Annotated in this window: 13 protein-coding genes; 10 read left to right on the top strand and 3 right to left on the bottom strand. The window is 62.0% G+C overall.

The genetic code is table 11. The features are described from left to right. The first annotated feature begins 287 nt into the window (after positions 1 to 287). Together AC3ITA_RS17750 and AC3ITA_RS17745 are read left to right on the top strand one after the other, a co-directional pair. Positions 288 to 863, top strand: a complete 576-nt coding sequence (locus AC3ITA_RS17750; RefSeq protein ID WP_095942840.1) for a flavodoxin family protein — start codon at positions 288 to 290, stop codon at positions 861 to 863. A 35-nt stretch (positions 864 to 898) separates the two neighbouring features. Next, positions 899 to 1,723, top strand: a complete 825-nt coding sequence (locus tag AC3ITA_RS17745) for an alpha/beta fold hydrolase (protein WP_095942841.1) — start codon at positions 899 to 901, stop codon at positions 1,721 to 1,723. A 34-nt stretch (positions 1,724 to 1,757) separates the two neighbouring features. Here AC3ITA_RS17745 and AC3ITA_RS17740 read toward each other — a convergent pair whose 3' ends face one another. Continuing rightward, positions 1,758 to 2,201: a helix-turn-helix domain-containing protein gene (locus AC3ITA_RS17740; RefSeq protein WP_150674297.1), complete on the bottom strand. Its 444-nt coding sequence runs from the start codon at positions 2,199 to 2,201 to the stop codon at positions 1,758 to 1,760. A 263-nt stretch (positions 2,202 to 2,464) separates the two neighbouring features. Here AC3ITA_RS17740 and AC3ITA_RS17735 point away from each other — a divergent pair, with 263 nt between their 5' ends. From AC3ITA_RS17735 to ycaC, 7 genes are all read left to right on the top strand, one after another. Next, positions 2,465 to 3,454: an MBL fold metallo-hydrolase gene (locus AC3ITA_RS17735; RefSeq protein WP_489278082.1), complete on the top strand. Its 990-nt coding sequence runs from the start codon at positions 2,465 to 2,467 to the stop codon at positions 3,452 to 3,454. Positions 3,455 to 3,501: 47 nt separating this feature from the next. Then, the gene (locus tag AC3ITA_RS17730; protein WP_414928152.1) at positions 3,502 to 4,422 is read left to right on the top strand and encodes a LysR family transcriptional regulator; all 921 of its coding nucleotides are present in this window, start codon (positions 3,502 to 3,504) and stop codon (positions 4,420 to 4,422) included. A gap of 960 nt (positions 4,423 to 5,382) precedes the next feature. Next, positions 5,383 to 5,742 (top strand): DUF6124 family protein, encoded by a 360-nt coding sequence (locus tag AC3ITA_RS17725; protein ID WP_489278080.1) that lies wholly within the window; start codon positions 5,383 to 5,385, stop codon positions 5,740 to 5,742. Positions 5,743 to 5,991: 249 nt separating this feature from the next. Continuing rightward, the gene (locus AC3ITA_RS17720) at positions 5,992 to 6,408 is read left to right on the top strand and encodes a DoxX family protein (RefSeq protein WP_150674299.1); all 417 of its coding nucleotides are present in this window, start codon (positions 5,992 to 5,994) and stop codon (positions 6,406 to 6,408) included. Beyond that, the gene (locus AC3ITA_RS17715; RefSeq protein WP_489278078.1) at positions 6,401 to 7,009 is read left to right on the top strand and encodes an antibiotic biosynthesis monooxygenase; all 609 of its coding nucleotides are present in this window, start codon (positions 6,401 to 6,403) and stop codon (positions 7,007 to 7,009) included. The genes AC3ITA_RS17720 and AC3ITA_RS17715 overlap by 8 nt, the downstream gene beginning before the upstream one ends. Further along, positions 7,009 to 8,847 carry an amidohydrolase gene (locus AC3ITA_RS17710; protein ID WP_489278076.1) on the top strand — a complete coding sequence of 613 codons (1,839 nt, stop codon included), beginning with the start codon at positions 7,009 to 7,011 and terminating at the stop codon, positions 8,845 to 8,847. The genes AC3ITA_RS17715 and AC3ITA_RS17710 overlap by 1 nt, the downstream gene beginning before the upstream one ends. A 70-nt stretch (positions 8,848 to 8,917) precedes the next feature. Beyond that, on the top strand, positions 8,918 to 9,544 hold the full coding sequence (gene ycaC / locus AC3ITA_RS17705; protein ID WP_095942850.1) for an isochorismate family cysteine hydrolase YcaC: 627 nt from the start codon (positions 8,918 to 8,920) through the stop codon (positions 9,542 to 9,544). A 123-nt stretch (positions 9,545 to 9,667) separates the two neighbouring features. Here the strand turns inward: ycaC and AC3ITA_RS17700 are convergent, their stop codons facing one another. Next, positions 9,668 to 11,095, bottom strand: coding sequence for a mechanosensitive ion channel domain-containing protein (locus AC3ITA_RS17700; RefSeq protein ID WP_489278074.1), 1,428 nt, complete (start codon positions 11,093 to 11,095; stop codon positions 9,668 to 9,670). Between the two features lie 126 nt (positions 11,096 to 11,221). Continuing rightward, entirely contained in the window at positions 11,222 to 12,241 is a 1,020-nt protein-coding gene (locus AC3ITA_RS17695) for an alpha/beta hydrolase (protein WP_489278072.1), read from the bottom strand. Positions 12,242 to 12,400: 159 nt separating this feature from the next. Between AC3ITA_RS17695 and AC3ITA_RS17690 the strand changes: the two genes are divergently transcribed. Further along, positions 12,401 to 13,297 carry a LysR family transcriptional regulator gene (locus AC3ITA_RS17690; RefSeq protein WP_095942853.1) on the top strand — a complete coding sequence of 299 codons (897 nt, stop codon included), beginning with the start codon at positions 12,401 to 12,403 and terminating at the stop codon, positions 13,295 to 13,297. Positions 13,298 to 13,413 lie beyond the last annotated feature (116 nt).

The following is a 13,413-nucleotide window of genomic DNA, read 5'->3' as shown; positions in this document are numbered from 1 at the left end:
ACCTGAGTGACTGAAGGGGCAGGCAATGACTCTAGCGTATCAGGCAGCGGCTGTCGGTCCCGAAAACATTGGCTGCGACAGATGGGCAGGACTTGCCGGGGCTTTTTGCGCGCCAAGGAAAATTAACAACGTTTAACTCGTCGTGCGTCCGGTCTACGCCAAAACTCTGGTCCTGTAGGAGCGAGCCTGCTCGCGATGGAGTATCAGTCGACACCAATGTGGCTGACACACCATCGCGAGCAGGCTCGCTCCTACAAGGGAGATCAACTCATCACTAGGACACCTGAATGAGCAACGTGGTGGTGGTCTATCACAGTGGCTACGGGCATACCCGGGTCATGGCCGAAGCCGTGGCCGCGGGCGTGGAACGGCACCTGGGCAGCACCTGCCGGTTGATCCCGGTCGAGGAAGTGGACGAGCACTGGGCGCGGCTGCACCGCGCCGACGCCATCATCTTCGGCGCGCCGACCTACATGGGCAGTGCCTCGGCGGCCTTCAAGGCGTTCATGGAGGCCACGTCGGCGTTCTACCTGACCCAACCCTGGCGCGACAAGCTCGCGGCGGGCTTCACCAATTCCGGCAGCCTGTGCGGCGACAAGCTCAACACCTTGCTGCAGATCGCGGTGTTCGCCGCCCAGCACTCGATGATCTGGGTCGGCCTCGATCTGCTGCCGGCACGTTCCAGCATCGGCGCGTTCAACGGCCAGCTCAATCGCCTGGGCAGCTCGCTGGGCGCCATGGCCCAATCGAATGTCGAGCAATCCCCCGACGATGCCCCGCCGCCCGAGGATCGCTGCACCGCCGCGCACCTGGGCGAGCGGGTGGCGCGCCTGGCGGACCGCATGAAGCCGTCACCGGTTTGATTCACCCCCCAACCCTCGTTAAGGAGGCATCACCCATGAGCACCTTCACTACCCGCGACGGCGTCGAGATCTACTACAAGGACTGGGGCACCGGTCAGCCGGTTGTCTTCAGTCATGGCTGGCCGCTGAACGCTGACAGCTGGGAGTCGCAGATGATTTTCCTGGCTTCCAAGGGCTACCGGGTCATCGCCCACGACCGACGCGGTCATGGGCGCTCCAGTCAGCCGTGGTCGGGCAATGACATGGACCATTACGCCGACGATCTGGCGCAGTTGATCGAGCTGCTCGATCTGCAAAACGCCGTGCTGTTCGGCTTCTCCACCGGTGGTGGCGAAGTGGCGCGCTACATCGGTCGCCACGGCACCGGCCGCGTGGCCAAGGCCGGACTGATTTCCGCGGTGCCGCCACTGATGCTCAAGACCGAAGCCAATCCCGGCGGCCTGCCGCTGGAAGTGTTCGACGGCATCCGCCAGGCCTCGCTGGCCGACCGTTCGCAGCTGTACATCGACCTCGCCGGCGGACCGTTCTTCGGCTTCAACAAACCCGGCGCGAAACCGTCCCAGGGCATGATCGACTGGTTCTGGATGCAGGGCATGATGGCCGGCCACAAGAGCGCCTATGACTGCATCAAGGCATTCTCGGAAACCGACTTCACTGAAGACTTGAAGAAGTTCGACGTGCCGACCCTGGTGGTGCATGGCGACGCGGATCAGGTCGTGCCGTACGAAGCGGCGGGCGTCTCCTCCGCCAGACTGGTGAAGGGCTCGACCCTGAAGATTTACCCGGGCGCCCCTCACGGTTTGACGGACACGCATAAGGATCAGCTCAACGCTGACCTGTTGGCGTTCCTCAAGGGTTGATGTGTGACTGAAGGATCGCAGGCTTCGCCAGCGCCTACACGCTAGCGTGCATGCCCGAAGGCTGCGATCTTTTGCTTTTAAGGCCATGCACCACCTGGCAGCGCCAGGCAAACGGATTGATGCCTTCGCTGCGGGTGAAGATGTGGCAGAAGTGCGCCTGATCGCAGAAGCCGCATTCGAGGCTGATCTGCGTGAGGCTCAGGCCGGTGTACTGGATCAATTGCTTGGCCAGGGCAATGCGCTGCTGGCGAATCCAGTCCTGTGGCGAGAGGCCGGTGCTGCACTTGAATGCACGGGAGAAATGACTGCGCGAGAGGGCGCAGGCCTGTGCCAGTTCAGTGACCTCCAGGCTGTCGCCCAGACGTTCGAGGATCAGTTGTTTAACCAGTTTTTCGCGTTGCGGGCTGAGGCCGCCGGTGTGGGTCTTGCGAGGTTCGCTGGCAGGTGCGCGGGCGGTGGTTTGCTGTGGGTAAGCCATGGCCATTGTCCGGTCGGGGAGGAAAAGCGCTGGCGCCCGGTTCGAGCGATCAGCACCGTTACTCTGGAAAAAAACTGTTCTGCGCTGAGGGCTTCATTGTTGGAGGCGCCCGCTATGGCTGACGAGTTAAACGTTGTTAATTCCATGCCCGAGGGTGTGAACACAGCACATCGTTGCAAGTGCCGGCAATGGCGATTGGCACAAGATGCGCACAATGGAGCGGGCTATAACGGACCGCCGCTTGGCCTGAAAAAGGTAAACAGATGAAACGGACAATGCAGGGAACGCTCGGCGCCATCGGCCTGGTTCTGATCTGCGCCGGTGCACAGGCTCAGGCGCCCGCGCAGGTTGGTACACAAGTACCCGGTTACTTCCGCCTGGCGCTGGGGGATTACGAGGTGACGGCGCTGTTCGACGGCTACAACGATCTGTCGCCCAAGCTATTGCAGGGCATGAGCCAGGGCCAGATCCGCGCTCTGCTGGCCCGTCGTTCGATTGAAACCCCGGGGGTACAGACCGCCTTCAACGCCTTTCTGGTCAACACTGGTAAACAGCTTGTCCTGATCGACACCGGGGCAGGGCAGTGCATCGGTCCTACCGCCGGCCAACTGCCGGCCAACCTGCAAGCGGCCGGCTACAAACCGGAACAGGTGGACGCCATCCTGATCACCCACCTGCACCTGGATCACGTCTGCGGTCTGGTGGACGGCCAACAGCAACCGGTGTTCGCCAACGCCACGGTGTATGCCGTCAAGGCCGAGGCTGACTACTGGCTCGATCCGCAGGCATTGGCCAAGGCACCGGAAGCGGCCAAGGGCTTCTTCAAGGTCGCCCAGGACTCCACCGCGCCTTACGTTGCCGCTGGCCGTTTCAAGACCTTCACCCCCGGCCAGTCACCGCTGCCGGGTGTGGTCGAGGCGCAACTGGAAGCCGGGCACACGCCGGGGAGCACCACGTACCGTTTCACGTCTCAAGGGCAAAGCATCCTGTTCATGGGCGACCTGGTGCACAACCTCGCCGTGCAGTTCTTGCATCCTGAGGTGTCGATCGGTTTCGACGTCGACAGCCAGCATGCGATCAAAAGCCGCAACCAGGTGTTCAGTGCCGCTGCCGCCAGCAAGACCTGGGTGACGGCGGCGCACCTGCCATTCCCCGGCATCGGTCATATCACCGCCGAAGACAAGCATTTCCAGTGGGTGCCGGTGGAGTACGGGCCGTACAAACGAGCGGCAAACGTGCCGTTGATCGAGTAAAGTCGACGGCATTCGCGCCTGGCCGAACACACAAGGAACCCGTGCCAATGAACCGTAACGATCTGCGTCGCGTCGACATGAACCTGCTGGTGATTTTCGAAGCCTTGATGTTCGAAAAGAACCTGACCCGTGTCGCGGAAAAACTGTTCATGGGCCAACCGGCGGTGAGCGCCGCGCTGGGGCGTCTGCGGGATCTGTTCGACGACCCCTTGTTGCTGCGCAACGGTCGCGGCATGGAACCGACGGCGCGGGCGCTGGCGATTCTCAAGGAACTGCAACCGGCCATGGATACCATTTCCGGCGCGGTCAGCCGGGCCAAGGAGTTCGATCCGGCGACCAGTTGCGATGTGTTCCGCGTCGGGCTGTCGGACGATGCCGAGTTCGGTTTGTTTCCGCCATTGCTGCGTCAATTGCAGGAAGAGGCGCCGGGGATTGTCGTGGTCGTGCGGCGGGCCAATTATCTGTTGATGCCGGCGCTGCTGGCGTCGGGAGAGATCTCGGTGGGCGTGAGTTACACCACGGATCTGCCGGCCAATGCCAAGCGCAAGAAGCTGCGCGATATTCCCTGCAAAGTGCTGCGCGGCGACACCCGGCCGGGGACGCTGACCCTGGATGAGTACTGCGAGCGGCCCCATGCGATGGTGTCGTTCTCGGGGGACTTGAGCGGCAATATCGACCTGGATCTGGCGAAGGTCGGGCGTAGTCGTCGTGTGGTGCTGGGGGTGCCGCAGTTCAGTGGGTTGCGGGCGTTGCTCGCCGGGACCGAGATGATTGCCACCGTGCCCGATTATGCGGCGTGTGCGTTGGTTGAGGGGTGTGGGTTGCGGGCCGAGGATCCGCCGTTCGAGATTGAGGCGGCGCAGTTGTCGATGGCCTGGAGTGGGGTGCATGACAATGATCCGGCGGAGCGGTGGTTGCGGTCGCGGATCGGTGAGTTCATGTCTGTGGCTTTGGATATTCCCTCCTGACTGAGTACATATCCGTTTCTGCGGTAACGGCGGCTGGCGGTTTCGCCCTTACGGCGAGTCCCTTTTGGCAAACGCCCCAAAAGGAACCAAAAGGTCTCGCCCCTTACGTACGGCCCCTCGCTGAGGCTCGGCGTTCCTTCGCTGCGGTATTCATCCGGGGGCATTGCCCTCCGGTCGGCTTCGCTTCGACCTACATGCAATGAGTTCGACTGCGTCGAACGGCGCTGCGCGCCAATCCCCGGATGAACACCTCCGCTCAGCCTTCCGAGGGGGCGGGTGGATCAAGATCAAGAGCTGCAGGCGAGCTAACGCTCGGCCTGATGAGTGGTGAGAAGCGGCGCGGTGTACGCGCTCTGTCTTTGCTCTTCTGTAGGAGCGAGCTTGCTCGCGATGGCGGCCTGCCAGCCGACCAATCTCTCACAGACATACGCTGACCCACTGTAGGAGCGGGCTTGAACGCGAAGGCGGCGGGCCAGCCGACCAATCTCTCACAGACATACGCTGATCCACTGTAGGAGCGAGCCTGCTCGCGATAGCGGTGGACCAGTCAACGCCAATGCCGGATGTAATGCCGCCATCGCGAGCAAGCTCGCTCCCATAGGGAATACGCAGTGTTCCGACAGCGCTGTTTAAAAGCCGTCAGCCTCTATTCCTGAAAGCCACACCGCCTTGCGTCGTTGCCTACAACTACGCCAGAATCCGCCGGCTTGTGAGTCTTGGTCATGATCTCTAACGTTCTCCGTGTCGCTGTCTATGCAGCGATCGGGTTTAGCAGCTCGGTAAATTTCAAGGCTCGCCAGTGTCACCTCAAGATCATTTCGGTCTGCAATTTGGTGGCTGTGCGTGGGGCACTTCGGTGCGCCGGGTTCCTTGATCCCTGGTCTGCTAACCCGCGTACAGCCGCCACCCAATTCGTTTAGCAGCGACCTGTGGCGGCTCCATTGATCAAGGAGCTTGACCATGTGCAAACCAACCCCCAATCCCCCGCAATCCGACGACGTTTCCCTCTACGACTCGCTCGACTCCAGAAAGCTCCACGAAGCCGCCGACCGCGCGCTGGATCACTACCTGAACCCCGCAAAAGACCCGGCTCCATCGCACAAACCCAGCACGATGTTTGTCATCGCCCCCGACATCAATACCGAAACGCTACTGGCCCACGCCTGCGAATCCCTGGCCTCGGCCAGTATCATGGCCAGTGACCTTGCGGGGTTTCTGCAAAGTCCTCATCGCAATGCGCTGCTGGGCATTGCGCAGATCATCATGTTGGGCGAGTTGGCGGTGAATCGGGCGCTGGATAATCTCGATCCGCAAGGCTAACCGAGTAACCGCAAGCAACGAGTAACCCTGTGGGAGCTTGCTCGCGATGGCTGCATCACATTCAGCATGGAGTCGACTGACCCACCGCAATCGCGAGCAAGCTCCCACAGGGTTCCATGCCGATTGGCCACTCTCGGTCTTCCCGCAAACAGAGCACGTACATTCAATTTTTCCTCCCCCCGTCCCGGCACTATCGAATCCAGTCCCGGCGCATCGACGCCGGTGGTTTTTCATTTGTGCGGGTAGGCCATGGACGCTTCGCGACGCGATGATCGGGCGCAAGACTGGGGGCTGCTGTTCCTGCGGGTCAGCGGCAGTTTGTTCCTGTTGTGGGTGCATGGTTTGCCCAAGCTGCTGCACTACAGCGCCGAGCTGCAAAACATCGAAGACCCTTTCCAGCTGGGCGCGAACCTGACGCTGCTGCTGGCGATTTTCGCCGAGGTGGTGTGCCCGCTGCTGATCGTCGCCGGGTTGCTGGCGCGTCTGGCGTGTTTTCCTATTCTGTTTCTGCTGTGGGTGTCGATGTTGGTCGTGCATCCGCAGTGGACGCTCTTCGAGGGCCAGTTCGGCTGGCTGTTGCTGATCGTGTTCACCAGCATTTTCATCGCCGGGCCGGGACGGCTGGCGCTCAATGTCCGTTTCGCCGGAGCCTTGCGTTATGTCTGAATCCAATCGCCGTGAGCCGGCAAGTCCCGGGCCTGATGAGGTGGTGACCCTGATCGTCAAGCACCGGGTCAAGGCCGGTTTCGAAGTGCCTTATGAAGCCTGGCTGCGCAACATCGTCAAGGTGGCCGCGCAGAACGTCGGGCACTTGGGCGTGGATGTGGTACGTGGCAAGAATGCCGGCCTGGACACCTACACCTGCGTGCTGCGCTTTTGCTCGACCGAGGCGATGCAGAACTGGCTCGACTCACCGCAGCGCCAACAACTGGTCAACGAAGCCGCGCCGATGCTCGCCGATGGCGACCAGACCGAAGTCAATCCGGTCAACGAGTTCTGGTTCTCGCCCCAGGTCGAGGCCGGTACGCCACCGCCGCGCTGGAAGCAGGCCGTGGTGACGCTGCTGGTAATCCTGCCGCACACCTTGCTGGTGCCGCTGCTCTGGGGGCCGCTGCTACAGCTCAACGCCTTGCTCTCCAATTACGTGGTGGCCACCTTCCTGATCACCCTGACCATCGTGTTGTCGGTGGTTTACATCTTCATGCCCATGGCGACGCGTCTGTTCGCGCCCTGGCTGTCTCCCTCAACATTGCACGAGGAACCGTGATGAACGCCGATCTGATTCTGTTCAATGGTCAATTCCATACCGTTGACCGCGAAAAACCGCTCGCCAGCGCCGTGGCGATCAGCGACGGGCGTTTTGTGGTGGTCGGCAGCGATGCCGAAGCCATGGCCCTGCGGGGTTCCGGCACCCAAGTGATCGACCTCAAGGGCCGCTGCGTGATCCCCGGGCTCAACGACTCGCACTTGCACCTGATCCGTGGCGGCTTGAACTACAACCTGGAACTGCGCTGGGAAGGCGTGCCGTCCCTGGCCGATGCCTTGCGCATGCTCAAGGATCAGGCTGACCGCACGCCGACGCCGCAGTGGGTGCGGGTGGTCGGTGGCTGGAACGAATTCCAGTTTGCCGAAAAGCGCATGCCGACCCTGGCGGAGCTCAATCAGGCGGCACCGGACACGCCGGTGTTCGTGCTGCACCTGTACGACCGCGCCTTGCTCAACCGTGCCGCGTTGCGTGTCGCCGGCTACACCCGCGACACGCCGAACCCGCCGGGTGGCGAGATCGTGCGTGACGCCAACGGCGAGCCGACCGGCATGCTGGTGGCGCGGCCCAACGCGATGATTCTGTATTCGACCCTGGCCAAGGGGCCGAAGCTGCCGCTGGAGTATCAGGTCAACTCGACCCGTCAGTTCATGCGTGAACTCAATCGCCTGGGCCTGACCAGCGCCATCGATGCCGGCGGCGGTTTCCAGAATTACCCGGACGATTACCAGGTGATCGAGCAGTTGGCGAAGGACGAGCAACTGACCGTGCGCATCGCCTACAACCTGTTCACCCAGAAGCCCAAGGAAGAGTTGACCGACTTCAAGAACTGGACCGGCAGCGTGAAGCTGCACCAGGGCGACGATTTCCTGCGGCACAACGGCGCCGGGGAAATGCTGGTGTTCTCGGCGGCGGACTTCGAAGACTTCCTCGAGCCGCGCCCGGACCTGCCGCAAACCATGGAAGCCGAGCTGGAACCGGTGGTGCGCCATCTGGTCGAGCAACGCTGGCCGTTCCGTTTGCACGCCACCTACAACGAATCCATCAGCCGCATGCTCGATGTATTCGAGAAGGTCAACCGCGACATTCCGTTCAATGGCCTGCCATGGTTTTTCGACCACGCCGAAACCATCACCCCGCAGAACATCGAGCGGGTGAGGGCGCTGGGTGGCGGCATTGCGATCCAGGATCGCATGGCGTTCCAGGGGGAATATTTCGTCGAGCGTTACGGCGCGAAAGCGGCCGAAGCCACGCCACCGATCAAACGCATGCTGGCCGAGGGCGTACCGGTGGGCGCCGGTACCGACGCGACGCGGGTGTCGAGCTACAACCCGTGGACCTCGTTGTACTGGATGGTCAGCGGTCGCACCGTCGGCGGCATGGAGTTGCACGCCGAAGGCCTTTCACGCCTGACGGCGCTGGAACTGTTCACCCACGGCAGCGCCTGGTTCTCGTCGGAGCAAGGCAAGAAGGGCCAGATCAAGGTCGGGCAACTGGCCGACGTCGCGGCCCTCAGCGCGGATTTTTTCAGCGTCGATGAAGAGGCCATCAAGTGGATCGAATCGGTGTTGACCGTGGTCGGCGGCAAGGTGGTGTACGGCGCCGGTGACTTCGAGAAGCTCGGGCCGGCCAGTGTGCCGGTACTGCCGGACTGGTCGCCGGTGGTGAAGGTGCCGGGCCACTGGCGTCCGACCTCGCCAATGCAGGCCCAGGTTCACCATTGCAGCGGTCCGTGTGCGGTGCATTCCCACAGTCATGAACGGGCGCGTCTGTCGAACGCGCCGGTCAGCGATTTCGCCGGTTTCTGGGGCGCCTTTGGCTGCTCGTGTTTTGCCTTCTGACGAATTCAAAAAAAGCGCCGGCCCAACCGGTCGGCGCTGACTGCGACAACCATCCATCAAGGAGTTTCCAATGAGCAACGTTCCGTACAAACGCCTGAACAAAGACGATGCCGTGGTTTTGCTGGTCGACCACCAGACCGGTCTGATTTCGCTGGTACAGGATTTCTCGCCCAACGAGTTCAAGAACAACGTGCTGGCGCTGGGCGACATCGCCAAGTTCTTCAAACTGCCGACCATCCTCACCACCAGTTTCGACAGCGGTCCGAACGGTCCGATTGTGCCGGAGCTCAAGGCGCAGTTCCCGGACGCGCCGTTCATTGCACGCCCGGGCCAAATCAACGCCTGGGACAACGAAGACTTCGTCAAGGCGATCAAGGCCACCGGTCGCAAGCAACTGATCATCGCCGGTGTGGTAACCGACGTGTGTGTGGCGTTCCCGACCCTGTCGGCCATTGCCGAAGGCTTTGAAGTGTTTGTAGTGACCGACGCTTCCGGCACCTTCAACACCACCGTGCAACAAGCGGCCTGGGCACGCATGTCGGCCGCCGGTGCGCACCTGCTGAACTGGTTCTCCGTGGCCTGCGAGCTGCAAGGTGACTGGCGCAACGACATGGAAGGCCTGGCCAACCTGCTGTCCGAGCGCTTGCCGAACTATCGCAACCTGATCAACAGCTACACAAAGTTCACGGCCAAGTAAGTACGCTGCACTTGTAGGAGCGAGCCTGCTCGCGATTGCGGTCTGCCATTCAATATCGATGCTGGCTGATCCACCGCTATCGCGAGCAAGCTCGCTCCTACAAGGTGTTGTGTGAACCGTTGATCAACGCTTTTGCAACCAACTCAAAAACCCACCTTTCCTGACCGCCACCGGCTTGGCCATCAACGCCATGCGGCTGTTCTGCTGGCGCACCGCCTGCAGCTTGTTCAACGCCCGGTCGACTTCCCGTCGTTGCACCATGCAACTGCGGGTCAGGGATTTGTCGAGACGGTAGATGATGCTTGAGGTCATGGCGGTGAACCGTGCCTGGGACGGCGTGTCGGCGAGGATGCTTTGTTCGCCCATGACTTCACTCGGCCCCATGCGCCCGGCTTCGATCTGCGTGCCGCCGTCGGGGACAGTGGCGCTGACCACGCCGGTGGCGATGACGAACAGGCTGTCCGGCACTTCATCCAGATCCAGCACCACCTCACCGGCCGCGTATTGCTGCGCCACCATGTTCTGGGCCAGTCGATCACGTTCCTCTGCGTTCAGGGAGCGGAAGATTTTCACTTCATCGAGCAAGGCCCGTGCACGGGTCGACGGCTCGATCACGCCATCGGGTTGCCGGGAAATGCCTGCCGCTTCGAGGTGCCGATGGGCCAGGTCGAACAGTTGATTGCGCACTTCGCCCTTTTTGCCCAATTCGGCGATGAAGCCACTGGCCACGTATTCGGACATGGTTTCGCCGGCCTCCTTGAGCACGGCTTTCGGCGGTGGATCGAGCAGCAGGCTGCTGCTGCCCTGAAGGGTGCGGTCCAGCGCATCGAGTACCCGGCGCGGGCGGATGTGGTTGGGCACCAGAATGCTGATCGACACGCCGTGCACATTGAACGGGCGGCTGAGGTTGACGATCTTTGCCTTGGCCGCCACCGAGTTGGGCACCACCGCCGTGCTGCCGGCGCTGGTCAGCAGGTGGGTGGCACGCCAGTCGATGTCCAGCACCTTGCCTTCAATGCCGTCGATGGAAACCCGGTCATCGACCTGGTACGGCTTGGTGGTGTTGAGCACGATGCCGGAGAACACGTCGCTCAAGGTGCTCTGCAATGCCAGGCCCACCACGATGGCGACGACACCGGAGGTCGCCAGCAAGCCTTTCACCGGCAACTCCAGCACGTAGCCGGCGGCGGCCACCACGGCAATCAGGAACACCAGTGCGCCGATGACATCCTGCAACAGCCGGCCGCTGTGGCCGATGCGCCGCATCAGGGCCAGACCGATCACTTCGGTGAGCACCCGCGCGGTGTACAGCCACCAGAGAATCCCCAGTGCCGTGGCCCCCAGTTGCGCCACGGGATCATCGGCAAACAACGGCGCCTGCAACGGGCTGACGCCGGCGTTGATGAGCACTGCGCTGAACAGCACAAACAGCGCCAGGCGCACGCCGACCCGGCTGACGCGATGCTTGAATGGCGCGAGGTGCCAGAGCAGGGCGTCGATGGCCAGCAGCAGGGTGCTCAGGGAGAGCAGGTGACCGAAGAGAAAGGACATGGGCATGCTCCGGTAGAAATGAGGTCGCGCAGGTGGAGAGTGTTTTTGTGGCAAGGGAGCTTTTTGTGGGAGCAAGCTCGCTCCCACAGAAAAGCCCTTCACCAGTGTGTGGTGAAGGGCATGGACTCACTGCAAATGAGTCTTGAGCTCCAGCGCAGCCTGGCGCACCGCCGACTTGACTTCAGGAATCCGGCTCAGCGGATTGAGCAGGCCGAAGTCGTGGATCATGCCGTTGTAGCGTACCGAAGTCACCGGCACACCCGCCGCATCGAGGTGGCGGGCATAACCTTCGCCTTCGTCGCGCAGCACGTCGAACTCGGCGGTCTGCACCAGGGCGGCCGGCAGGCCTTTGAGCTGCTCGGTGCTGGCGTTGAGCGGCGAGGCATGAATCTGCGCACGTTCGCCGGCGTCGGTGGTGTAGTTGTCCCAGAACCACTTCATCATGCTTTGCGTCAGGAAGTGGCCTTCGGCAAATTGCTGGTACGACGCGCTATCGAACCGGGCGTTGGTCACCGGCCACATCAGCAGTTGAAAACGCAGGGCCGGGGTTTTTTGTTCCTTGGCCATCAAGGCCACGACCGCCGCCATGTTGCCGCCGACGCTGTTGCCGGCCACGGCCAGGCGCTTGCCGTCGACGCCGATCTCATGGCCATGTTCGGCCACCCAACGGGTTGCGGCGTAGGCCTGGTTGATCGCGGTCGGGTAATGCGCTTCCGGCGACGGCGTGTAGTCGACGTACACCGCGACCGCGCCGGAACCTACCACCAGGTCACGAATCAGGCGCTGGTGAGTCGGGAAATCCCCCAGCACCCAACCGCCACCGTGGAAGAACATGAACACCGGCAGTTCACCTTTGACCTTGGCCGGGCGCACCACTTTGAGGTTGATCGCCTGACCGTCAATCTTGATTGCCTTGTCGCTGACTTCCACGCCGGACAGGTCAACCTTCACCGACGCCTGGGCACCGGTCAGCACCCCACGGGCGTCTTTCGGGCTCAGTTGTTCCAGCGGTTTGCCACCGCCGGCGGCGAGGGCTTCGAGGAAGGCCTGGGTGTTGTGTTCGACACCCGGGCTGCCAGCAGCAAAAGCGTTGCCGACGGAAAGGGCGAGGAGGGATGCAGTCAGGGTTTTCTGGACGAGGTTCATGGGTAAATCCTTTTTAACCGATGGCGTTGAGCGTCTTGGGATGAGGTCGCTGCCAGCTCTGTGGTTCAGGCTTGAGCAACACCCTGAACACAGATTAATAGGATGCCTGGAAGGGAAAAAGCGGCTATAAAGTGTTTGACTGTCAACCGGGAAGTGACAATGAACCCCTTCGAAGATATGCGTATTTTTTGCCAGGTCATGGACTCCGGCAGCTTCACGGCGGCCGCCGATCAACTGGGGCTGTCCAAGCAGTTTGTCAGCCGCCGCTTGATGCAACTCGAAGAGCGTCTGGGCGTGCGCTTGCTCAATCGCTCGACCCGGCGCCTGGACGTCACGCCGCTGGGGCAGAGCTATTACGAGTCAGCCTTGCGCCTGCTCAGCGAAGTCGAGCAGGTGGAGCAGGGCATTGCCGGCCAGACCACCGAACCACGGGGGACCATTCGCGTGAGTGCGCCGCTGTCGTTCGCACTGGCGCATCTGGGCTGCCTGTTGCCGGTGTTTTTGCAGCGCTATCGCGACGTGACGGTGGAGATGGATTTGAGCGATCGTCCCGTGGATTTGCTCGGTGAGGGCTACGACCTGGCGCTGCGCATCGGCACACTGGAAGACTCGACACTGATCGCCCGCCGCATTGCCTCCATTGAACGGGTGTACTGCGCAAGCCCCGCGTACCTGACCGAGCGTGGCACACCGCTCAAGCCTGAAGACTTGCACGGTCACGACTGCCTGCCGTACGGCCATGGTCGCCAGGTGCAATGGCGGTTTGCGGGGCAGGGCAAGCCGCTGACTGCCAACGTCACCGGGCGGATGCGGGTCAACAACGGCGAGGTGCTCAAGGACGCGGCGATCGCCGGGTTGGGGATTACGTATTTGCCGACGTTCATTGTCGGCTCGGCACTCAAGGATGGACGGCTGGTGGAGGTGCTGGAGGATTTGCGGCCGGAGCCGTTGACGTTATCGGCGGTCTATCCGCAACACCGGCAGAGTTCGCGGCCGGTGCAGGCGCTGGTTGAGTTCTTGCGCGAGGAACTGGATCAGTCTGAGGGTGGGTTGTAGAGCGGTGGATTGTCTGACGTACATTGACCACTGTGGGAGCGAGCTTGCTCGCGATGACATTCGGTCATGCAATATTTCTGTTGCCTGACACTCCGCCATCGCGAGCAAGCTCGCTC

Source organism: Pseudomonas sp. GL_090 (assembly GCF_057837765.1).
The sequence above is the reverse complement of the archived record's forward strand: the minus strand, read 5'-3'. Positions and strand labels throughout refer to the sequence as shown.

Excerpts from the sequence above, each read along its gene's own strand:
- AC3ITA_RS17750 (WP_095942840.1), top strand. The coding sequence starts at position 288 with ATGAGCAACGTGGTGGTGGTCTATCACAGTGGCTACGGGCATACCCGG.
- AC3ITA_RS17745 (WP_095942841.1), top strand. The coding sequence starts at position 899 with ATGAGCACCTTCACTACCCGCGACGGCGTCGAGATCTACTACAAGGAC.
- AC3ITA_RS17740 (WP_150674297.1), bottom strand. The coding sequence starts at position 2,201 with ATGGCTTACCCACAGCAAACCACCGCCCGCGCACCTGCCAGCGAACCT.
- AC3ITA_RS17735 (WP_489278082.1), top strand. The coding sequence starts at position 2,465 with ATGAAACGGACAATGCAGGGAACGCTCGGCGCCATCGGCCTGGTTCTG.
- AC3ITA_RS17730 (WP_414928152.1), top strand. The coding sequence starts at position 3,502 with ATGAACCGTAACGATCTGCGTCGCGTCGACATGAACCTGCTGGTGATT.
- AC3ITA_RS17725 (WP_489278080.1), top strand. The coding sequence starts at position 5,383 with ATGTGCAAACCAACCCCCAATCCCCCGCAATCCGACGACGTTTCCCTC.
- AC3ITA_RS17720 (WP_150674299.1), top strand. The coding sequence starts at position 5,992 with ATGGACGCTTCGCGACGCGATGATCGGGCGCAAGACTGGGGGCTGCTG.
- AC3ITA_RS17715 (WP_489278078.1), top strand. The coding sequence starts at position 6,401 with ATGTCTGAATCCAATCGCCGTGAGCCGGCAAGTCCCGGGCCTGATGAG.
- AC3ITA_RS17710 (WP_489278076.1), top strand. The coding sequence starts at position 7,009 with ATGAACGCCGATCTGATTCTGTTCAATGGTCAATTCCATACCGTTGAC.
- ycaC (WP_095942850.1), top strand. The coding sequence starts at position 8,918 with ATGAGCAACGTTCCGTACAAACGCCTGAACAAAGACGATGCCGTGGTT.
- AC3ITA_RS17700 (WP_489278074.1), bottom strand. The coding sequence starts at position 11,095 with ATGTCCTTTCTCTTCGGTCACCTGCTCTCCCTGAGCACCCTGCTGCTG.
- AC3ITA_RS17695 (WP_489278072.1), bottom strand. The coding sequence starts at position 12,241 with ATGAACCTCGTCCAGAAAACCCTGACTGCATCCCTCCTCGCCCTTTCC.
- AC3ITA_RS17690 (WP_095942853.1), top strand. The coding sequence starts at position 12,401 with ATGAACCCCTTCGAAGATATGCGTATTTTTTGCCAGGTCATGGACTCC.